We start from the raw sequence: 22,387 nt of genomic DNA on the forward strand, positions 1-22,387 counted from the left end.
GTGAGGTGACCAAGAAGCTCCGAACTGGCCAAGGTTCTCGGGAGGACCATCTTCGAGGGCCGTTCGAGCGCATGCTGGCGGCGGCGGCCTCGAGTCTTGGGCTCAAGCTGACAGCAATCGGCGAAACCCGATTGCCGGATCTGTCGATTCGGCCGGACTATGCGGTGGATGTGGCCAACGCGCGTGTTGGCTATGTCGAGTTGAAGAAGCCTGGCCATGGTGTGCCGGGGACATGGGGCAGACCGGGAAAGCATGACCTGGAGCAATGGGAGAAGTTCCAGCTGTTGCCGAACGTGCTCTATTCGGATGGTGAGCAGTTCGCTCGATACAGCTTCGGCAAACTGCAAGGTAAGGTCGCACGCCTCGCGCCCGGGTTGGATCACGCCGGCGACAAGCTGCACGCAGTCAGTACGGACTTTGCTCGGGTGCTCACCGACTTCCTGCTCTGGGAGCCCGAGCGGCCCCGGACACTGGATGAACTTGTCCGTCTCGTGGCGAACCTCTGCCGCCTTCTCCGCGATGACGTCGCGGCTGAGCTTCGTCGTGAGCAGCTTGGTCAGTCCAGTGGACACACCTTCAGCCGTCTGGCGACTGACTGGCGAGGAATTCTGTTCCCGAACCTCAGTGACGCTGAGTTCGCCGACCAGTACTCGCAGACCGTCACCTTCGCACTGCTCCTGGCGCGGGTCGAGAGCGTGGACTTCGACGGTCAGTCGATCGGGGAGATCGCCCGGCTCCTGGGTAAGAAGCACTCGTTGATGGGGCGGGCGCTCACGGTGCTCACGGATCTGCCCGAGGAAGACCACAGCGTTGCCTTGACGACGATGATCAGGGTCCTGAGTGTCGTCGACTGGTCTGACTTCCCTGACGACTCCTACGCGATGCTTTACGAGAACTTCCTCGCCAAGTACGACCCGGCACTGCGCCGAAAGAGTGGCGTGTACTACACGCCGGCGTCTCTGGTGACGTTCATGACGCGCTTCGTTGACGATGTGCTGCGTACCCGGCTGGGTCGATCAATGGGCTTCGCCGAGAAGGATGTGATCGTAGTCGACCCTGCGATGGGCACCGGGAGCTTCCTCGCAGAGGTTATCGATACGGTGGCGACGACCATCGCGGCCGATGAGGGCCTCGGAGCGGTGGCGCCGCATCTCCGCGAACTGTCGAATCGTCTGATCGGCTTCGAAAACCAGGCCGCTCCGTACGCTGTTGCGGAACTCCGCATCCACAGCCTTTTGAAGAAGCGCCACCGGGCCGAGGTTCCGGCTCACGAACGCCGGTTCCTGGCAGATACTCTCGATGATCCCAATGTTCAACTGCTTCCACTCGGCCATATGTACGAAGCCATCGAACGCTCCCGCTATGGCGCCAACCAGGTCAAAAGGGAAGAACCGGTCATGGTGGTGATCGGCAATCCGCCGTACGTGGACAAGGTCAAGGGGACGGCGAAGTGGATAGAGACACCTGGCTCGACGGTCGATGCCCCGAGCCTAAGTGCCTTTAGGCGCCCCGGCAACGGACGACTCGAGTACGTACTTTCGAACAAGTACGTCTACTTCTGGAGGTGGGCAACATGGAAGGCATTCGATGCGCACCCTGCCCATCCCGCCGGGGTTGTCGCGTTTGTTTGTTCCGCCGGCTTCACTACAGGGCCAGGCTTCGCCGGCATGCGGGAGTACTTTCGGCGCACGGCAGACGAAGGTTGGATTATCGATCTGACCCCCGAGGGACATCAGCCTCCGATGGAGACCAGGTTCTTCCGGGGCAATCAGCAGCCAATCTGTGTCGCGGTGTTTATTCGACAGGGCGGTCCGAGGCCGGATGAGCCCGCCAGGATCAGGCGCATTGAGGTTGCTGGGACCGTAGCTCAGAAGGCATCGAGGCTCGCCACTCTGACGTCTGCCGATGAAGCCTGGAACGACTGCCTCGATGACTGGGGAGATCCCTTCAAGGTGGCTGGTAGAGATGCCTGGAGCGCCATGCCGGCGATGCCGGACCTGTTCCCCTGGACCTCTCCCGGTGTCAAGCCAAATCGTACCTGGGTCTATGCCCCGGATCCCGCCACCCTAGTAAAGCGCTGGAACACAATCATCACTGCAGATCCAGACCTGAAGCCGACTCTCTTTCAGGAGGGCGGAGATGCGAACCTTCAGCGTGTAACTCAGCCTCTCCCGGGGTTCCCCAGTCGTACCCGCCCCTTTGTCGAGGAAGGTGGGCCTCCGCCACAACCCACCCAGATCGGATTCAGGGCCTTTGATCGTCAGTGGCTGATTCCAGACCATAGGCTGATCGCGAGGCCCAGGGCCCCGCTCTGGCAAGCTAGCAGCCGTGAGCAAGTGTTCATTGTCGAACAGCATGCCCATCGGATTACCGCGGGGCCAGCACTGCTGTTTTCCGCACTGATCCCGGATATGCACTTCTTCATGGGGCACCACGGGGGCCGTGTCTTCCCGATATATCGAGACGGTTCGCCAGGGTCCCCGAATGTGGCCCCTGGCCTGGTGAACCTTCTCAGTGAACGCTTCGGATACGCGGTTACTCCACAAGATGTGGTCGGGTACCTCGCTGGTACGTTGGCTCACTCCGGTTACACCGACAGGTTTGGATCGGATCTTGATACGCCGGGTGTGCGGGTACCGTTCACCGCAGATCGGCGGCTGTGGCGAGACGTGCTCGAGGCTGGTCGAGAGGTGGTATGGCTACATACTTATGGCGAGCGGTTTGTCGATCGAGCGGCCGGTAGGCCATCCGGACCGCCACGGATGAAAGTCGGTCGACCGCAGGTGCTGGTGTCCATCGCGGACACGGCTGGCGGCATGCCGGTTCGGATGGTCTACAACGAGAGTGACTGTGTTCTTCGGATCGGCGCCGGCGCAATTGGCCCGGTATCCCCGAGGATCATGGCCTATCAGATCTCAGGCATGTTCGTGGTGAGGCACTGGTTTGGGTATCGGAGTAAGAACCCCGCTGGCAATCGCAAGTCAGCGTTGGATGACATCGTTGCCAGGACGTGGACGCCGGGGATGACTACCGAGTTGCTGGATCTGCTGAACGTGGTGGGGCGGTGTGTGGAGTTGGAGTCAGTGCAGCAGGACCTGCTGGGGCGGGTCATGGATGGTCCACTGATCACGGTGGCGGACCTGACCAGGGCTGGAGTATTGCCGGTGCCGGATGCTGCCCGGAAGCCTCCGAAGATCGGTCGAGGCGACGATCTCTTCTCTGTCTAGGAGCTCGGAGCAAGCGTTTGATGTCAGAACAAATGGTGGTATCGATTCCATAACCGTTCGTGGTGAGAGGTTGCCGATGGCATCGGCGGCGGTTGCTCGGGGCAAGCGGATCGGGGGGAAAGCGCGTTTCCTCGGGGTGGGGAGTGGATTGTTTCGGGGTTTTGGAAGGTTTGGAAAAACTTGCAGGTGTGCTCATCTTGACGCGTGTGGTGAGGGCTCGGTTACCGTTTGTCACGTAGCGGTCGAGACGGTGGGGACACAGGGCGAACTGGGCGCCGGCAGTCTGTGGTCCGACTGGAGCTCCTTGCTGGGCTGTCGGCCGTACCGACGCAGCGCGGCGCTGATTCAACGCTGAGCTGAATCCAACAATCCATCGAACGGGTGCGTGCCGCGTACCTGTGCCCGAGCCTGAGCCGGTCCACCCGCCGGCTGGATTCCCCTGCCCGGAACCGGGCGTGACCACGCCCGGTCCCTGGGCACGACAACGAACCGCGAACGAATGGTGGTGGGTAGTGTGACTTTGACCGAGCCGGCCTCGTCGGATGTCAACGCCAAGGCGCAGCTGAGCCTTGGGACCGCGGCAGCGCGGAACCTGGCGACGACGACCAAGTCCGAGCCGCAGATGCAGGGCATCACCTCGCGCTGGCTGCTGAAGCTGCTGCCGTGGGTCGAGGCCAAGGGTGGTGCCTACCGGGTGAACAGGCGGCTGAGCTACGCCGTCGGCGACGGCCGGGTGACCTTCACCACCAACGGCGCCGAGGTCCGGGTGATCCCGCAGGAGCTGTGTGAGCTCGCCCTGCTGCGCAGCTACGACGACGTCGAGGTACTGTCCGCGCTCGCGGATCGCTTTGTCCAGCAGGAGTTCCAGCCCGGCGACGTGATCGTCGAGCGCGGCCGGCCCGCCGACCAGATCTGCCTGATCGCACACGGCAAGGTGAACAAGATCGGCGTCGGTCAGTACGGCGACGAGGCCGTGCTGGAGACCCTGATCGACGGCGACCACTTCACCTACCGGGCGATCCTGGAGTCGGACGACTTCTGGGAGTTCACCATCAAGGCGATCACGCCGTGCACGCTGCTCACCCTGACGCAGGACGCCTTCGAGGAGCTGGTCGGCCAGGCCGACAGCCTGCGCCAGCACATCGAGCAGTTCCGCAACAGCCCCGAGCGCGCCGAGAACGAGTTCGGCGAAGCGGCGATCGAGATGGCGGCCGGCCACGAGGGCGAGGCCGACCTGCCCGGTACGTACGTCGACTACGAGACGACTCCGCGCGAGTACGAGCTGAGCGTCGCCCAGACCGTGCTGCGGGTGCACACCCGGGTGGCCGATCTCTACAACCACCCGATGGACCAGACCGAGCAGCAACTCCGGCTGACCATCGAGGCGCTGCGCGAGCGGCAAGAGCACGAGATGATCAACAACCGCGACTTCGGGCTGCTGCACAACGCGGACCTGAGCATGCGGATCCCGACCCGCACCGGCCCGCCGACGCCGGGCGACCTGGACGAGCTGCTCAGCCTGGTCTGGAAGGAGCCGGCCTTCTTCCTGGCGCATCCGCGCTCGATCGCCGCCTTCGGCCGGGAGTGCACCAAGGCCGGCATCTACCCGGACAGCATCGACGTCGGCGGCCACCGGCTGCCCGCCTGGCGCGGAGTACCGATCTTCCCGTGCAACAAGCTCGGGATCAGCGACACCCGGACCAGCTCGATCATGCTCATGCGCACGGGGGAGGACAGCCAAGGCGTCATCGGCCTGCACCAGACCGGCCTGCCGGACGAGTACGAGCCCGGACTGTCCGTGCGTTTCATGAACATCAGCGAGAAGGCGATCATCAACTACCTGGTCAGCGCCTACTACTCCACGGCCGTACTGGTCCCCGACGCGCTCGGCATCCTCGAAGGCGTCGAAATCGGGCGAGAAGGCTAGACCATGGCCAAGCAGCCGTACGAGCTGCCCGACTTCTATGTGCCCTACCCGGCCAGGATCAATCCGAACCTGGAAGGAGCCCGGGCGCACAGCAAGGCCTGGGCCTACGAGTTCGACATGATCGACGTTCCCCAGCAGGGCAAGGCGATCTGGGACGAGCACGACTTCGACTCCCACGACTACGCGCTGCTGTGCGCGTACACCCATCCCGACGCGACCGGTCCGGCGCTGGACCTGGTGACGGACTGGTACGTCTGGGTCTTCTACTTCGACGACCATTTCCTTGAGCTCTACAAGAAGACCCAGGACATGGCCGGCGCGAAGGACTATCTCGACCGGCTGCCGTTGTTCATGCCGGTCGAGGGCCCGATCACCGAGACGCCGGAGAATCCGGTGGAGCGCGGCCTGGTCGACCTCTGGAACCGTACGGTCCCATCGATGTCACCGGGATGGCGGCAACGATTCATCGGTACTACGGAAGCGCTGCTGGCCGAGTCGCTGTGGGAACTTACCAACATCAGCGCCGGCCGCGTCGCGAACCCGATCGAGTACGTCGAGATGCGTCGCAAGGTCGGCGGTGCTCCGTGGTCGGCCAACCTGGTCGAGTACGCCAGCAATGCCGAAGTACCGGTCGAGATCGCCGGGACCCGGGCGATGCAGGTGCTCAGCGACACGTTCTCCGACGCGGTCCATCTGCGCAACGACCTGTTCTCCTACCAGCGCGAGGTGGAGACCGAGGGCGAAGTCAACAACGGTGTCCTCGTCGTGGAGCGCTTTCTCGGTTGCAGCCCGCAGGAGGCGGCCGAGGTCGTCAACGACATCCTCACCTCGCGGTTGCACCAGTTCGAGAACACCGCGGTGGCGGAGATCCCGCCGCTGCTGGCCGAGAACCTGGTTGGCCCGCAAGGCCAGCTCGACGTACTGAACTACGTGAAAGGCCTGCAGGACTGGCAGTCCGGCGGTCACGAGTGGCACCTCAGATCCAGTCGGTACATGAACAACGGCGGCAAGGCAGCACTAGGCGGCCCGACAGGCATAGGCACGTCAGCCGCACGCATCCTCCAGTCGCTCGTTGCTACAGCGCCGTACCGGATCAGAAGCCACACCTTCACCCCTTTTCAGCCGGTCGGGGCGACCCCTCTGCCGGGCTTTTATATGCCGTACTCCGCCAAGCTCAGCCCACACCTGGACGCGGCGCGGGAACACCTGCGTGGCTGGTGTGCGGAGATGGGACTGCTCGACGGCGTCGTCTGGGACGCCGACTACCTCGAGGCGAACGACCTCCCGTTGTGCGCGGCGGGCATCCACCCGGACGCGTCGCCCGAGGCGCTCAACCTGTCCTCGGACTGGCTGGCCTGGGGGACGTACGCCGACGATTACTACCCGATCGTCTTCGGGCGGACCCGGGACATGACCGGCGCGAAGGCGACGACGAAGCGGCTGTCGGACCTGATGCCGATCGACGGCCAGGCAGCGACAGTTCCGGTGACGCCGCTGGAGCGGAGCCTGGCTGATCTGTGGGTCAGGACGGCCGGCCCGATGACGGTCGAGCATCGCCGGGACTTCAAGGCTGCCATCGACTCGATGACGGAGAGCTGGCTGTGGGAGCTGGCCAACATGGTCCAGAACCGGATCCCCGACCCGGTCGACTACATCGAGATGCGGCGCCGGACCTTCGGGTCGGATCTCACCATGAGCCTGTGCCGGATCGGGCACGGGCGGACGGTACCGCCGGAGATCTACCGGTCCAGGCCGATCCAGGCGATGGAGAATGCCGCCGCCGACTACGCATGCCTGCTGAACGACGTCTTCTCGTACCAGAAGGAGATCCAGTTCGAGGGTGAATTCCACAACGCAGTGATGGTGGTGCAGAACTTCCTGGGCTGCGACCGGGACAAGGCGCTCGGCCTGGTCAACGATCTGATGACCGCCCGGATGCAGCAGTTCGAGCAGCTGGTCGCGGTCGATCTGCCGACGCTGTTCACCGACTTCGGTCTGGACGAGGAGGTCCAGCGCACGCTGCTCGGGTACGCCGAGGAGCTGCAGAACTGGATGTCCGGAATCCTCGTCTGGCACGCCGGCGTCGATCGCTACAAGGAGCCGACCCTGCTGGCCAGAGCCGGCGAACCGGCCAAACGGCTCCGCGTTCTGGGCGGTGCCACTGGCTTCGGCACCTCCGCGGCTCGACTCCCTAGACCACGGCACCTCGTTGGTGCGAGCAGAATGGACGGTGTCTCGTGACGGCGATCGATCAGGACAAGCCGCAGCTGAGTCTTGGGACCGAGGCCGCCAGGCAACTGGCGAGCACCACCAAGTCTGTTCCGCAGATGCAGGGCATCTCGCCCCGGTGGCTGCTCAAGATGCTGCCCTGGGTGGAGACGCAGGGTGGCGCGTACCGGGTCAACCGCCGGACGACCTTCGCGGTCGGCGACGGCCGGCTGAGCTTCTCGGCCACCGGTGCCGACATCCGGGTGATCCCCGCTGAGCTCACCGAGTTGCCGCCGCTGCGGGACTTCGCCGACGAAGACGTACTGACCGCGCTCGCGGGCCGGTTCTACCAGGTCGAGTACCAGCCGGGCGACGTGATCGCGGAGTTCGGCAGCCGGGTGGACGACGTAGTACTGATTGCCCACGGCAAGGTCGGCAAGGTCGGGATCGGGGAGTACGGCGACGGTACGGACCTCGGAACCGTTGCCGACGGCGACTATCTCGGCGAGGGGCTGTTGACCGAGCCACCGGAGAACCTCTGGGAGTTCACCGCCAAGGCGCTGACCCAGTGCACAGTACTGAAGCTTCATCGCAACGACTTCAACAACGTGGTCGAGCAGTCGGAGTCGCTCCGGCAGCATCTCGACGAGGTCCGTCAGCGGCCGAAGCGACCACAGAACAAGAACGGTGAGGCGGCGATCGAGCTGGCCTCCGGTCACGCCGGTGAGGACGATCTGCCCGGCACGTTCGTGGACTACGACCCGGCGCCGCGGGAGTACGAGCTGTCCGTCGCGCAGACGATCCTGCGGGTGCAGACCAGGGTCGCGGACCTCTACAACAACCCGATGAACCAGACCGAGCAGCAGCTCCGGCTGACCATCGAGGCGTTGCGGGAGCGGCAGGAGTCGGAGCTGATCAACAACCGCGACTTCGGCCTGCTGCACAACGCCGACTTCCAGCAGTGCATCTACACCCGGACCGGTCCGCCGACGCCGGACGACTTCGACGAGTTGCTCACCCGGCGCCGCAAGCCTCGACTGCTGCTCGCCCATCCGCGGGCGATCGCCGCGTTCAGCCGGGAGTGTACGAAGCGGCACGTGATGCCCGAGACCGTCGAGGTCGACGGCAAGCGGGCGCAGGCGTGGCGCGGCGTACCGCTGCTGCCCTGCAACAAGATCCCGATCTCGAACACCAACACCACCTCGGTACTGGTCCTGCGCACCGGGCTCGACGACGAAGGTGTCATCGGCCTGCGGCAGACCGGTCTGCCCGACGAGGTCGAGCCCGGCCTGAACGCCCGCTTCATGGGGATCAGCGAGAAGGCCATCAGCTCGTACCTGGTCAGCACCTACTACTCGGTGGCTGTGCTCGTCCCGGACGCGCTCGGCGTTCTGGAAAACGTCGAACTCGGTGGATGAGGAGCATGTCATGTCCACTCTCCAGCACGCGAGCCCGGCCGCCGGCGCCGGCCGGTCTGCCCAGCAACTCCTCGCCTGGAGTCGCGATCAGGTCGAACCCGCACTTCGTGCCGCGGTCGGAAGGATGCCGCTGGCAACTCAGCGGATCACCAACTACCACTTCGGCTGGGAGGACGAGGAAGGAGCTCCAGCCAACGCTGACGGCGGCAAGGCACTCCGCCCCGCGCTGGTACTCCTGGCTTCTCAAGCCGTTGGCGGTACTGCGGAAGCTGCGGTTCCAGCCGCGGTAGCGGTCGAGCTGGTCCACAACTTCTCACTGCTGCACGACGACGTGATGGACTGCGACCTGACCCGGCGGCACCGGTCCACGGCCTGGTCCGTCTTCGGTCTCGGGCCGGCGATCCTGGCGGGTGACGCGTTGCTCAGCCTGGCCTTCGAAGTGCTCGTTGACAGTGGCAACCATCGGGCGGACGAAGCGGCGCGGATGCTGGGCGCGGCGGTCCAGGAGCTGGTCGACGGGCAACTGTCGGACTCGCAGTTCGAGACGCGCGACGATGTCGTACTGGCGGAGTGCGTGCGGATGGCGCAGCTCAAGACGGGCGCGCTGCTCGGGTGTTCGACGGCACTCGGCGCGCTCTTCGGCGGCGGCCGGACCGAGCAGGTCGACCACCTGCGGCTGTACGGCGAGGATCTCGGGCTCGCCTATCAGTACGTCGATGACCTGCTGGGGATCTGGGGGGACCCGAAGGTCACGGGCAAGCCGGTGCATTCGGACCTGCGCCGGCGGAAGAAGTCGCTGCCTGCCATCGCGGCGCTGACCTCGGGTACGGAGGCTGGTCGTGAGTTGGCAGTGCTGTACCACCGCAAGAACGAACTGTCCGACGACGAGCTGGCGCGCGCGGCCGACCTGATCGAGGCGACCGGAGCACGGCAGCAAAGCCAACTGCAGGCGGACGCGCTGCTGACCGACTCGCTGGGCGAACTGGCTTCGGCCCGGGCACTGGAGCCGGCTGCCGGTGAGCTGGAACAACTGGCCAGATTGGCCACTCGCCGCGATCGCTGACTTTGCCCTGCTGCCTTTTTGAAGGGGGGAACTATGACGACACGCACCATCCTGCTCGCTTCGCCGCGCTCGTTCTGCGCGGGCGTCGAGCGGGCCATCGAGGTGGTCGAGCAGTTGCTCGACCGGCGCAGTCATCCGATCTACGTGCGCAAGCAGATCGTTCACAACACCCACGTCGTCGCTGACCTGGAGAGCCGGGGCGCGGTGTTCGTGGACGAGCTGGACGCCGTACCGGACGGCGCGACGGTCGTGTTCTCGGCCCATGGAGTGTCCCCGGCGGTCCGCAGTGAGGCGGATCGTCGGGGGCTTGACGTCATCGACGCGACCTGCCCGCTCGTCACCAAGGTGCACGCCGAAGCACGCCGGTACGCCGGCCGCGGCGACACCATCATCCTGATCGGCCACGCGGGTCACGAGGAGGTCGAGGGGACGATGGGGGAGGCACTGGATCAGACGCTGCTGGTCGAGACGGTCGAGGATGTCGCCCGGCTGGAGGTGGAGGATCCTTCGCGGGTCTCCTACCTGACCCAGACGACGCTGGCGGTGGACGAGACGACGGCCATCTTGGATGCCTTGCGCAACAAGTTCCACGCTTTGAAGGGGCCGTCCGAGGCGGACATCTGCTACGCGACGACGAATCGGCAGGAGGCGCTCGCCGCGATCGCGGAGGAGTCGGACCTGGTCCTGGTGGTCGGTTCCACCAACTCGTCCAACTCGCGCCGGCTGGTCGAGCTGGCGCACAAGCACGGCACCCCGGCGTACCTGATCGACGACGCGTCGGGAGTCGAAGCCGACTGGCTCGCCGGGGTGCGCACCATCGGCCTGACAGCAGGTGCCTCGGCACCACCACGCCTCGTCGACGGCGTCATCGAGTGGCTCCGCGAGTTCGGCCCGATCGAGGTCGTCGAACGAGAAATCACCGAAGAAACAATCCACTTCACCCTCCCCTCCACGGTGAGGCACTCATGACGGCCGTACAGCTTGGTATTCCGGACCTGCCGGTAATACGGCGTAAGTCGCGCGCGCTGGCTGTTGGGAGTGTGGCGGTTGGGGGTGGGGCTCCGGTTTCTGTGCAGTCGATGACGACGACTCCGACGGCTGATGTCGAAGCGACTTTGCGGCAGATTGCTGAGTTGACGGCGGCTGGGTGTCAGATCGTGCGGGTGGCGGTGCCTTCGCAGGATGATGCGGATGCGTTGCCGGAGATCGCGGCCAAGTCGGGGATACCGGTGGTGGCCGACATTCATTTCCAGCCGCGGTACGTGTTCGCCGCGATCGACGCCGGCTGTGCGGCGGTACGGGTGAATCCGGGCAACATCCGCAAGTTCGACGACCAGGTGCGCGAGATCGCGCAGGCGGCGTCGGCGGCTCGGGTGCCGATCCGGATCGGGGTCAATGCGGGGTCGTTGGACCAGCGGCTGCTGGCGAAGTACGGGAAAGCGACTCCGGCGGCGCTGGTGGAGTCGGCGCTGTGGGAGTGCTCGCTGTTCGAGGAGCACGGCTTCACCGATCTGAAGATCTCGGTGAAACACCATGACCCGCGCGTGATGGTGGCCGCTTATCGCGAGCTGGCGGGCAAGTGTGACTATCCGCTGCATCTCGGCGTGACCGAGGCCGGGCCGTTGTTCCAGGGAACGATCAAGTCCGCCGTCGCGTTCGGTGTCCTGCTGGCGGAGGGGATCGGCGACACGATCCGGGTCTCGCTTTCCGCGCCGCCGGTCGAAGAGGTGAAGGTCGGGATCGGCATCCTCGAATCGCTCGGACTGCGGCCGCGCCGGCTGGAGATCGTCTCCTGCCCGTCCTGCGGGCGCGCGCAGGTGGACGTCTACAAGCTGGCCGAGCAGGTGACGGCCGCGTTCGAAGGCTTCCCGGTACCGCTCCGGGTCGCCGTCATGGGCTGCGTCGTCAACGGACCCGGCGAGGCGCGAGAGGCCGATCTCGGGGTGTCGTCGGGCAACGGCAAGGGCCAGATCTTCGTGAAGGGGGAGATCGTCCGGACCGTCCCGGAGAGCCAGATCGTCGAGGCGCTGCTCGAGGAGGCGATGAGCCACGAGTGGCCTGCACGCAGTGAGGACGACATATGAATCTGTTGGTGAGTGGGCTTTTCTGGGTGATCGGGGTGATGGCGGTGACCGCGGTCCTGGCGGTCATCCTGCGGCGTGCCCGGCAGCGGGTGGGGCGCGAGGCGAACAACGAGGTGGCCGGCCAGGTCTTCACCGTCGTCGGTGGGGTGAACGTGGTGATCGCGGCGTTCGTGCTGATCTCGCTGTTCGACGCGATGGACAAGGCACAGGACACGACGTACCAGGAAGCGGACTCGCTCGTCGCGGTGCAGTGGGCGAGTGAGTCGCTCGCGCCGGCCGACCGGGCCAAGGTCCAGCAGTTGACGCGTTCGTACGCGACCGTGGTCTCCGAGCAGGAGTGGCCGGACATGCAGGCGGGCCGGCCGGTCAGTGCCGAGGGGTGGACGCTGCTGACCGACCTGCAGACGACGGTCGAGCACGCGAAGACGACGACCGAGCGGCAGGAGAACAGTCGCGTCGACGCTGCCGCCCAGGTCTGGAACGTGTACCAGGCAAGGCAGGTGCGGCTGAACTCGGCGGGCAGCGGGGTCAGCTCGGTCGTCTGGTTCGCGATCATGGTCGGCAGCGTCATGTCGGTGGCGCTGATGTTCATGTTCGGCGGACCGGGGCTGTACTCGTACGCGATCATCGTCTCGATGCTGTCCGGCGCGATCGGCCTGCTGCTGTTCGCGATCTACCAGTTGCAGAACCCGTTCAGCGGTGGCGCGAGCGTCGGGCCGGACGCGTTCATATCCGCCTTGGCCAGGCTGAGTCACGGCGGCTGACGATGGTCCGTCCCTTGATTGCCCCGCTCGCCGGCGTACGCCCCGTACTGCGTGCGTCGGCGGGCGTGGGTGCCTTCGTCCTCGCGTGTCTGACGACCGTACTGGTGGGGGCGGCCCCGTCGGAGGCTGCCGTCGTCTGCTCGATGCTGCAGTTCCAGACGCCGGGGTACACCTCTTTGTCGCGGCTGGCGCTGGTGGAGTTGCCGTCTGGTCGCAGTACCGACCTCGGGCGGCTGGACTACCAGATCAACGCGGCCGGGTACTCGAAGGGGCAGAACCTGGTCTACGGGATCGCATCCCGCGACAAGTCGGGGTGGTTGCGTCGACGGCCGCACCTGGTGACCGTCGATCGCCGCGGCGCCGTCACCGATCTCGGTCAGGTGAGGGTCGGTGTCGGTGGGGTCGCCGACCCGACCGCCGGGGCGGTGGCGGGGTCGCGGCTGTACCTGCGGGATGGGCATCGGCTCTACACGATGGACATCGACCCGGGCAGCTCGACGTACAAGTCGGTGGTTCGGGTGGTGCATCTGTCGTCGGTGCTGCTGGCGCTGTCGGTGGACGACTTCGCGATGAATCCGTCGGACGGGTTGCTGTATGGGATCTCGACGTCAGGCCCGAGGGCCCGGGTGGTCAGTCTGGATCCTGAACGGGGGAAGGTGAAGGTCGTCGCTACGGTGCGGGGGATACCCGGGCGGGATTCGTACAGCTCGGTGGTGATGTCGGGCGGTGTCCTGTACGCCGTGCGGACGGGGTATGGAGTTCGCAGTGAGCTGTATCGGGTTGGGCTGGACGGGTCATCGAGTGTGCTGGGCTCCCTGCCGGCAGCGCTCGGGTCTGATGCTGCTGGGTGTCTCTACACGGCACCTCCGCCTGCGCCGCCGCCTCCGCCGCCTACTCCGACACCTACGCCGACTCCTAAGCCCACTCCGACCCCTACCCGGACTCCCACGCATTCGCCTCCGCCTACGCCTACCCCTGCCCCTGCGCTGCCTCCGCCGCCGCGGGATTCTGTGAGGCCGACGCCCACTCCGACCCCCAGTCCGGTGGCTGATCCGCCGTTGCCTTTGCCGCCTCCCACGACTCCGACTCCAACGCCCACGCCGACCCCGCGTCCGATCCAGCCGACTCCTTCGGAGATCACCATCGCTCCGCAGAAGGCAGCCACTCCGCCTCCGCCCGACCGGACGGTCCAAGTGCTCCGCCGGTGGTCCTTGGCGACTCTCTTGATGGTCCTCGCTGGAGGCGCCGCAATGGCCGCCCAACGCCGAATGCGCCGGTGAACCCGTGAAGTTGGTGGGGAGGCAGCACGAGCTCCGAGCACTACGAAACGCGGTGCGCGCCGTACCGGGGCTGGTGCTGGTCGTCGGGGAAGCGGGGGTCGGGAAGTCCCGGCTGGTCGCGGAGGTCCAGGGATCGCACGCTGCGAGATGGTTGTGGGGCCAGTGCCGGCCGGTGGAGGACCAGGCGCCGTTGGCTCCGGTGATGGAGGCGATCGGGGAGCCGGTACTGCGCTCGGGTACGCGTCACGCCGTCTTCAGCTCTGTGGTCGAGCAACTGTCGGGCCCGGGACCGACCGTCCTCGTGGTGGAGGATCTGCAGTGGGCCGACTCAGGAACCTTGCAGCTGTTGCGGTTTCTCGCGGGCCGGCTGCCGCGGGAGTTGGTGCTGATCGGCACCTATCGGCAGGAGGACACCCAGCATTCTGCCGAGATCACGGCCTTGGCCGGCTGCGTTCCGGCGGGGGCGCGGGCGACCGAAGTACGGGTTCGTCCGTTGGAGCCTCCCGCGGTACAGGAACTGGCTGCCGGCCTGCTCGGCGTGAAGTCGTTGCCTCCTGCATTGGCTGACGAATTGGTCAAGCGCACTGGAGGTCTGCCGTTCGTCATCGAGGAGTTGCTGCGCGACGAGACGCTGTGCAGGGGCGATGGTCGCGCGCTGATCCGTGCCCTGGCGGACAAGCCCGCGCCTGTTGGGTTGCGAGCCTCGCTCTCGATCCGTCTCCAGCGGCTCCCGGACTTCTGCCGCGAGGTGGTCCGGGCGGCCGCCGTACTGGATGCGCCCATGTCGGAGGCGATCCTGGGCGCTGTTGCGGAGGTCTCCGGCTCTCAGCTGACGACCGCGATGGACACCGGTCTCGCTCGTGGCCTGTTTGGTGAACCGAAGCCGGGCCTGTACGACCTGCGCCACGCGCTCGCTCGTCGGGCGATCTACGAGACGATCCCGCCTGATGAGCTACGGCGTCTGCATCGGCGGGCCGCTGGTGCGCTGGCCGCGGTCGAGCCGCCGGATCACGCTGAGATCGCAACGCATTCTCGTCTGGGTGGAGCTCTTGGTGACTGGATGATCCATTCCGAACTGGCCGCGGAGCATGCTGTGCGGCGGGGCGATCATGCTGCGGCTGTTGGCCAGTTGACGGAGATGCTTCGGAGCGAAGCGCTGACTTGGGGAGATCGTGCGCGGCTGGCGGTCAAGCTCGGGCAGGCCGCGTCGTCTACTGGGCAGCTTGACGATGCTCTTGCTGCGATGAGGAGTGTGCTGGCTGATTCCACTGTGGCCAGTGCTGGTCGTGGACGATTGCGGTTGGCGCTTGGGTTGTTGCTGCAGGAGCAGGCGGGCTCGGTTTGTGCTGGGAGGAAGGAGTTGGCCGCGGCTGTCAGCGAACTGGGTTCGGATCCGGAGTCGGCTGCTTGGGCGCTGTCGGCGTTGGCGGTGCCGACCTTGGGGCCCGAGGCTGTTGGGGAGCAGGGGGACTTTTTGGAGCGTGCGCTGCTGTTGGTCGGTGAGTATGCGGAGGATTCGGAGGGGGAGGCGCAACTCGCAGTACGGCGGAATCAGGCGCGCTTCCGGTTGGCGCTCGGCGAAATCGACGAGGCTGATGGTGTCGAGGTCGCGAGCCTGTTGGCGTGGTTGGGACACGACCGGCGCAGTACGGCACTACTGGACCGTGCCGCCGAAACCGAGACCGCCTTCACCAGAACAGCAATCGCCGCCATCCGAGCCCGCCTGGACTTCACCGCCGGCAACTGGACCGGCCTCGCCGACCGCCTGGCCCGAGCCCGCGCCGAAACCAATCTCCCCTTCGTGCGCGCCGAACTAGACCTGGTCGACGGCCGCCTCCGCCTAGCCCAAGGGGACCTTGCCGGAGGCAAACAACTCCTCGAATCAGTCCTCGCTGCAACTACTCACGGCCCTTGGCCTCTTCATGCAGCAGCACTCGCCGCCCTCCACCGCCATACCGACGTCGCCCTGGACGAATGCATCGCCCTGGTACACCGCAAGGACGGCTGGTCCTGGGCCGGCGACCTCATAATCTGCGCGCCCACCCATGAACTGGTAGCAAAGTTTGCCTCCGGAGTGAGCGACCGCGACGCGCCAGCGGCTACTGCCGCTTTGTGCCTGGCACGCGCCGTCGTAGAGCAGTCCGTAGACCTGTTCACCACCGCCGCCGAGCAGTACCGAGCAATCGGCCGCCACTACGACGAATGCATCGCACTGGAAGCCCGCGGCCTGCTCCTACTGGCCAACGGTCAGCCCGCCGACCTCATATCCATAGCAAACGTCTACGAAGCAATGAGCGCCCGAGGCGACGCCCGCCGCTGCCGCGAGGCCCTCCGCAATGCCGGCGTCCCCATCACCCCCAAACGAGGCCGCCGAGGCTACGGCAACGCCCTGTCCCCCCGCGAGCTGGAGGTCGCCCGCCTAGCCGCCGAAGGCCTCAGCAACACCCGAATAGCCGCCACCCTCACCCTGTCGGTCAGCACGGTCGAAGACCACCTCTCCCACGCCATGAGAAAACTGGAAATCCACTCCCGTCATGACTTGGCCCCCCACCTGACCCACTGACTCCGCCCGCAGCAGTTGCACTATCGCCCGCGGGCTACAGCCTCGTGGCGCTGGGCGCCACCTCGGCGCTAGCCGGATGCTGACGGCGCCGACCCCTTCGAATCACCGCAACCTAGGCGTGGCTGCACCGCCGCCGGGGGTACAGGCTCGTGGTGCTGGGTACCACCTCGGCTCCGCCTGGATGCTGACGCAATCAGACCTTTGATGGGCCTCAACCTGAGCGGTGCTCCCTGGGGAGCTCCAGGTCGAGGAGGTGGCAGTCGTCGCGCCAACTCGTTCGCGGCGGGTACGGCCTCGTGGCGCTGGATGCGACCTCGACCGGGGGCTGGATGCCGAGGCGCCGGCCACGGTGAAGAGGCGTACCGACGGACAGGAGGTAGTAGAGACCATCTAGTGCACCTGAGCGCGCGGGGCAATCCCGCGTACACCGTCTTGGGGTGCACTACCTGTCGATCGGCACACCGGCTTTGGTGGATGCCGAAGCGCCTGGAGTGAATGCAGACCATCGACCCCTCCGACGCAGGTCAAGCCGCGGAGCGTTGGCGATCGGCCGGTCCGTCGGTCGTGCCGAAATCAGCTAAACAGCTGCGGTGGCTCGCCTCCGCCAGACGGGCCAATCACCCGACCGGCCGATCGCCTGTGGTTTTGGTGGGCTCAAGACGCTGCCACGCAATGCGGGCACCGGCGGGGCGATGCGCCGGCCCACCCAACGCCAGACGGGCCGCCCACTCCACGCGTTTAACCGCCGATGGGTTTGGGTGGGCTCAAGACGGTGGGGCGCATCGCGGGTACGGGTGGGCCAATGCGCCGGCCCACCCAACGCCAGACGAGTCGTTCACTCCATGCGGCTGACCGCCTGTGGTTCGGGTGGGCTCAAGACGCTGCCACGCAACGCGGGCACCGGCGGCTCCATGCGCCAGCCCACCCAACGCCAGACGGGCCGTCCACCCCACGCGGTCAACCGCCGATGGGTTCGGGCGGGCTCAAGACGGTCGGGCGCATCGCGGGCACGGGTGGGGCAATGCGCCGGCCCACCCAACGCCAGACGAGCCCCTCACCCCACGCGGCTAACCGCCTGTGGTTCGGGCGGGCTCAAGACGGTGGGACGCGTCGCGGGTCCGGGTGGGGCAATGCGCCGGCCCACCCAACGCCAGACGAGTCGCTCACCCCATGCGGCTGACCGCCTGTGGTTCGGGTGGGCTCAAGACGCTGCCACGCAACGCGGGCACGGGCGGGTCCATGCGCCGGATCAACCAACGCCAGACGGGCCGTCCACCCCACGCGGTCAACTGCCGATGGGTTCGGGTGGGCTCAAGACGGCGGGGCGCATCGCGGGTACGGGTGGGGCAATGCGCCGGCCGGACCGATGCCAGACGAGCCGCTCACCCGATGCGGTCAACCGCCGATGGGTTCGGGTGGGCTCAAGACGGTGGGGCGCATCGCGGGTACGGGTGGGGCAATGCGCCGGCCGGACCGATGCCAGACGAGCCGCTCACCCGATGCGGTCAGCTGCCGATGGGTTTGGGTGGGCTCAAGACGGTGGGGCGCATCGCGGGTACGGGTGGGGCGATGCGCCGGCCCACCCAACGCCAGACGGGCCGTCCACCCCATGCGGTCAGCTGCCGATGGGTTCGGGTGGGCTCAAGACGGTGGGGCGCATCGCGGGTACGGGTGGGCCAATGCGCCGGCCCACCCAACGCCAGACGAGCCGCTCACCCCACGCGGTCAACCGCCGATGGGCTCGGGTGGGCTCAAGACCGTGGGGCGCAACGCGAGTACGGGTGGGTGCCATGCGCCGGTTGGGCGAAGGCATCCGTCGGTTGTCCTGCCCCGGGGATGCCGGAGCAGGACAACCAGTGGGTGTTATGCGGTGATGATGGCGGGATCGCTGATGCCGGCTTCGCCTGTTTCTACGTGACCGGCGAAGCGGCGGAGGAAGGTGGAGTCGGTGTCAGCCACGACGGATACGTCGTACCACTGCTTGCTGTGGTGGATGTTCAGTTTGTACTGCGACGTGCGGCCCTTGAGGACCTTCAGGCGCTTCGGCCGGCCGTCGTAGGAGTTCGTCAGGGTGAAGATGACGTCCTGCGCGCTGCTGTTGGTCAGCGTGAAGTCGAGGTCGCCGGTGGTGTCGTTGTGCCGGGCGGTGATCTCGAGGGCGGTGCTGGGGCTGCTCCGGAAGGTACGGAGGAAGCCGTTCGGGCCGTGGACCGTCAGGTCGGTGACGCCGCCGGAGTACGCCGTGTTCCAGGTGTCCGCGATCGATTTGCCGGCTTCGGCCGTGTACGTCCAGGGGCCATCGGTGCGCTTCGGCGAGGTGATCAGGAAGGCGGAACCGGCGCCGGTGCCGGACGAGAACGTCAGCTGGTACTTGCCGCCCTGCGTGGTGCCATCGACATAGGGGGAGTAGGGCAACGGCCTGGTACGCCGCGAGCCGGGCTCCTGGACCGGCATCTCGCCGACCGCGGGAGGGCTGACCCGGAAGGTCGGGTGCCGGTCGCCATCCGGCGGCTGGTACGCCGACGTGTCCGGCAACTGCCCGGGCTGCCGGGCGTCGGCGCTGAAGTCGAACGCCGACGTCAGGTCGCCGCAGATGGCCCGCCGCCAGGGCGAGATGTTCGGCTCGTGGACCCCGAACCGGCGCTCCATGAACCGGATGATCGACGTGTGGTCGAACGTCTCGGAGCAGTTGTACCCGCCGGTGCTCCAGGGCGAGACGACGATCATCGGTACGCGCGGACCGAGACCGTACGGTCCGGCGACGTAGCCTCCGCCGCCGGCGAACAGATCGGCGCTGACATCGACCGTCGACAGGCCCTGGTTGGCAGACGTCGGCGGCAGCGGTGGTACGACGTGGTCGAAGAAGCCGTCGTTCTCGTCGTAGGTGATGAAGAACGCCGTCTTGCTCCACACATCGGGGTCCGAGGTGAGCGCGTCGAGGACCTGCGAGATGTACCAGGCGCCGTAGTTCGACGGGAAGTTCGAGTGCTCGGTGAACGCCTCGGGTGCCGCGATCCAGGAGATCTGCGGAAGGTTGCCGTTCTTCACATCCGCGCGGAGATGGTCGAACAGACCGTCGCCGGCCTTGGCGTTGGTACCGGTCCGGGCCTTCTCATAGAGCGGGTCACCCGGCGCGGCGTTGCGGTACTTGTTGAAGTACAGCAACGAGTTGTCGCCGTAGTTGCCGCGGTACGCGTCCTCGATCCAGCCCCAGCTGCCGTTCGCGTCGAGACCGTCGCCCATGTCCTGGTAGATCTTCCAGGAAACACCGGCCTTCTCCAGCCGCTCCGGGTACGTCGTCCAGCCGTAGCCGGCCTCGTCGTTGCCGAGCACCGGGCCGCCGCCCGTTCCGTCGTTACCCGTGTAGCCGGTCCACATGTAGTACCGGTTCGGGTCGGTCGCGCCGATGAACGAGCAGTGGTACGCGTCGCAGACGGTGAACTTGTCGGCGAGTGCGTAGTGGAACGGGATGTCCTCGCGGGTGAGGTAGGCCATCGTCGGCGCCGTCTTGGCCGGCACCCACTTGTCGAACTTGCCGTTGTTGTAGGCGGCGTGACCGTCCGGCCAGCTGTGCGCGAGCCCCTGCAGGAACTGGAGTCCGAGGTCGTCGGCCACCGGGTGGAACGGCAGCACGTCCTTGGTCCCGTCCGACTGGTGGAAGACCGACTTGCCACTCGGCAGCGTGACCGGCCGCGGGTCGCCGAAGCCGCGGACGCCCTTCAGCGACCCGAAGTAGTGGTCGAAGGACCGGTTCTCCTGCATCAGCACGACGATGTGCTCGACGTCCTCGATGCTGCCGGTCCGGCGGTTGGCCGGGATGGCGGCGGCCTGTTCGATACTGCTGGACATGGCCGCGAACGCGGCGGTGCCGCCGGCTAGCTGCAGAAACCTGCGGCGGTTCAGATCTGGCATGACGGATCTCCTCATCGGGCGGGACGGATGGAGCGTTCAGCACCAGCGCTGCTTCCGAGGCACCCTAACCGGAACTCCAGATGGACGGAATATGAAGTTTGTTGTTCATTTCGAACGGTTGCAAGCTGTAACGGACGGGGTTAACGTTTGAACAGCATCTGGTACGTCGCTTACGGCTCGAACCTCGCACTGAGCCGGTTCCGCTGTTACGTCGCAGGCGGACGCCCCAAAGGCGGCATGCGCGACTACGTCGGCTGCCGCGATCCGAGCGACCCCGCGGACGTCCTCAGCCTCCAGATCCCCGGCGGCCTGGTCTTCTCCGGCGAGTCGAAGGTCTGGACCGGAGGCAGCGCCTTCTACGACCCGTACGCCGTAACGCGGGTCGCCGCTCGCGCGTACCTGATCACCACCGACCAGTTCGCCGACGTCGTCGCCCAGGAGATGCGCCGCCCACCCGGCGGCCCCTTCGCCCTGGCGCTCAGTGCAGTCGCTCAGACCGTCGAGACAATGCACGCGATGGGCCCTGGCCGCTACGAGACCATCACCCGGGTAGGCCTGCGCGACGGCGTACCGATGCTGACCATGACGCACGGCGAGGCGGCTGACCTCGAACCATCTGCACCCAGTGCGGCGTACCTCCGATGGATCGCCGCCGGCCTGCGTGAGGCGCACGGGTGGAACGCGAGCGAGATCGCCGACTATCTCGGTGCCGCCGTCGGGGTGAAAGGCCGTTGGGATCGGGAGGAGTTGGTCGCGGCCGTGGTGGAGTAGCTCACACATCTCATATCGTATGAAACTCATATGATACGTTCTAGATATTAGACGACGAGAGAGGTGAGGGGCATGCGGATCACGGTGTTCGGGGCGACTGGGCGGATCGGGGCGTCGGTGGTGGAGCAGGCGCTCGAGGCGGGGCACAAAGTGGTGGCAGTGGTGCGGGAGTCGGCGCGGTACGACGTGCGGCACCCGGCGCTCGAAGTGGTGAAGGTGTCGGGGGTGACGGTGGCCGCCGACTTGGTCGGGGCGGTTGACGGGGCCGAGGCGGTGGTGTCGGGGATCGGGCCGCGCGGAAGGAAGGACGGGCCGGTGACCTCCACCTCGACAAGGGCGATCGTCGAGGCGATGCGGGAGGTCGGAGTACGTCGGTACGTCGGGGTCAGCGCGGCGCCCGTCGGGCCGATTCCCGAAGGCGACAGCTTGCTCAACCGGGCGTTCATCCATCCGTTCTTCGGGTGGATGCTGAAGGAGACGTATGCCGATCTCGCGTTGATGGAAGCGGAGCTCGCGGCGAGCGGCGTCGAGTGGACGGTCGTCCGCCCACCGAAGCTGGTCAGCAAGCAGGTCACTGGTGTCTATCGGACGGCACTGGATGCCAACCTTCCGCGCGGCCTGTCGATCTCCCGCGAAGACACCGCTCACTACATGCTCGCCGCCCTCGCCATGCCGGAGACGATCGGCCACGCGGTCGGCATCGCGTACTGATGAGGTTCATCAGGCTCGCCAACATCTGGTTCGCCGGGCTCTTCGCCGGCTTCCTGCTGACGGTACTCGTCCTGGAGCAGTCCCTGCGGCGCTTCGACGCACACGTCTACACCCAGGTGCGCCAGGTCGAACTCGTCCAGCTCGACGCCCTGGCCAGCGTGACGTTGCTCCCGGCAATCATCACGACAGCCGTGCTGGTACTACGGTCCCGCCGCGCGACGACGATCGCCGCACTCGTCCTCCTGGCCGGTGTCTTCGCACTGACCCTCGCCGTCAACCTGCCGATCAACCACGACCAGACCGGCTGGGCGATCGCCAGTCCACCCGCCGACTGGGCCGACATCCGGGACCGGTGGCAGTTCGCGCATCTCCTTCGGACGGTTGCCGCGATCGGAGCGTTCGCCCTGCTGATCGGCGTACCGGAGAAATCGGCTGAGTAAGGTGTTGTTCGAGATTCGT

Annotated in this window: 14 protein-coding genes; 13 read left to right on the plus strand and 1 reads right to left on the minus strand. The window is 66.4% G+C overall.

The features are described from left to right. Positions 1–5: 5 nt before the first annotated feature. The 10 genes from ACIA12_RS03605 to ACIA12_RS03650 all read left to right on the plus strand — a co-directional run bounded on the left by ACIA12_RS03605 (position 6) and on the right by ACIA12_RS03650 (position 16,534). Positions 6–3,227, plus strand: coding sequence for a type ISP restriction/modification enzyme (locus ACIA12_RS03605; protein ID WP_396365232.1), 3,222 nt, complete (start codon positions 6–8; stop codon positions 3,225–3,227). A 514-nt stretch (positions 3,228–3,741) separates the two neighbouring features. Continuing rightward, complete coding sequence (locus ACIA12_RS03610; protein ID WP_396365233.1) at positions 3,742–5,154, plus strand: family 2B encapsulin nanocompartment shell protein; 1,413 nt, start codon at positions 3,742–3,744, stop codon at positions 5,152–5,154. 3 nt (positions 5,155–5,157) lie between these two features. Further along, entirely contained in the window at positions 5,158–7,395 is a 2,238-nt protein-coding gene (locus ACIA12_RS03615) for a germacradienol/geosmin synthase (RefSeq protein ID WP_396365234.1), read from the plus strand. Beyond that, positions 7,392–8,780 (plus strand): family 2B encapsulin nanocompartment shell protein, encoded by a 1,389-nt coding sequence (locus ACIA12_RS03620; protein ID WP_396365235.1) that lies wholly within the window; start codon positions 7,392–7,394, stop codon positions 8,778–8,780. Before ACIA12_RS03615 ends, ACIA12_RS03620 begins: the two co-directional genes overlap by 4 nt. Positions 8,781–8,790: 10 nt before the next feature. Beyond that, the gene (locus ACIA12_RS03625) at positions 8,791–9,843 is read left to right on the plus strand and encodes a family 2 encapsulin nanocompartment cargo protein polyprenyl transferase (RefSeq protein WP_396365236.1); all 1,053 of its coding nucleotides are present in this window, start codon (positions 8,791–8,793) and stop codon (positions 9,841–9,843) included. Between the two features lie 33 nt (positions 9,844–9,876). Continuing rightward, positions 9,877–10,812 (plus strand): 4-hydroxy-3-methylbut-2-enyl diphosphate reductase, encoded by a 936-nt coding sequence (gene ispH / locus ACIA12_RS03630; RefSeq protein WP_396365237.1) that lies wholly within the window; start codon positions 9,877–9,879, stop codon positions 10,810–10,812. Continuing rightward, positions 10,809–11,927 carry a flavodoxin-dependent (E)-4-hydroxy-3-methylbut-2-enyl-diphosphate synthase gene (ispG, locus tag ACIA12_RS03635; RefSeq protein WP_396365238.1) on the plus strand — a complete coding sequence of 373 codons (1,119 nt, stop codon included), beginning with the start codon at positions 10,809–10,811 and terminating at the stop codon, positions 11,925–11,927. Before ispH ends, ispG begins: the two co-directional genes overlap by 4 nt. Then, on the plus strand, positions 11,924–12,691 hold the full coding sequence (locus tag ACIA12_RS03640) for a hypothetical protein (protein ID WP_396365239.1): 768 nt from the start codon (positions 11,924–11,926) through the stop codon (positions 12,689–12,691). Before ispG ends, ACIA12_RS03640 begins: the two co-directional genes overlap by 4 nt. A gap of 14 nt (positions 12,692–12,705) precedes the next feature. Beyond that, positions 12,706–13,971: a DUF6923 family protein gene (locus tag ACIA12_RS03645; protein ID WP_396365240.1), complete on the plus strand. Its 1,266-nt coding sequence runs from the start codon at positions 12,706–12,708 to the stop codon at positions 13,969–13,971. Between the two features lie 4 nt (positions 13,972–13,975). After that, positions 13,976–16,534, plus strand: coding sequence for an ATP-binding protein (locus ACIA12_RS03650; protein WP_396365241.1), 2,559 nt, complete (start codon positions 13,976–13,978; stop codon positions 16,532–16,534). A gap of 1,863 nt (positions 16,535–18,397) precedes the next feature. Here ACIA12_RS03650 and ACIA12_RS03655 read toward each other — a convergent pair. Then, a complete protein-coding gene (locus tag ACIA12_RS03655; RefSeq protein ID WP_396365242.1) occupies positions 18,398–20,446 on the minus strand; it encodes a phosphocholine-specific phospholipase C in 2,049 nt (682 codons plus the stop codon). 147 nt (positions 20,447–20,593) lie between these two features. Between ACIA12_RS03655 and ACIA12_RS03660 the strand changes: the two genes are divergently transcribed. The 3 genes from ACIA12_RS03660 (at position 20,594) to ACIA12_RS03670 (ending at position 22,368) form a co-directional block, all read left to right on the plus strand. Beyond that, positions 20,594–21,217 carry a histone deacetylase gene (locus ACIA12_RS03660; protein ID WP_396365243.1) on the plus strand — a complete coding sequence of 208 codons (624 nt, stop codon included), beginning with the start codon at positions 20,594–20,596 and terminating at the stop codon, positions 21,215–21,217. 72 nt (positions 21,218–21,289) lie between these two features. Beyond that, positions 21,290–21,928: an NAD(P)-dependent oxidoreductase gene (locus tag ACIA12_RS03665; RefSeq protein ID WP_396365244.1), complete on the plus strand. Its 639-nt coding sequence runs from the start codon at positions 21,290–21,292 to the stop codon at positions 21,926–21,928. Continuing rightward, complete coding sequence (locus tag ACIA12_RS03670; RefSeq protein WP_396365245.1) at positions 21,928–22,368, plus strand: anthrone oxygenase family protein; 441 nt, start codon at positions 21,928–21,930, stop codon at positions 22,366–22,368. Before ACIA12_RS03665 ends, ACIA12_RS03670 begins: the two co-directional genes overlap by 1 nt. Positions 22,369–22,387: the final 19 nt, after the last annotated feature.

This window comes from Kribbella sp. NPDC051620 (assembly GCF_044453825.1).
GTDB lineage: Bacteria > Actinomycetota > Actinomycetes > Propionibacteriales > Kribbellaceae > Kribbella.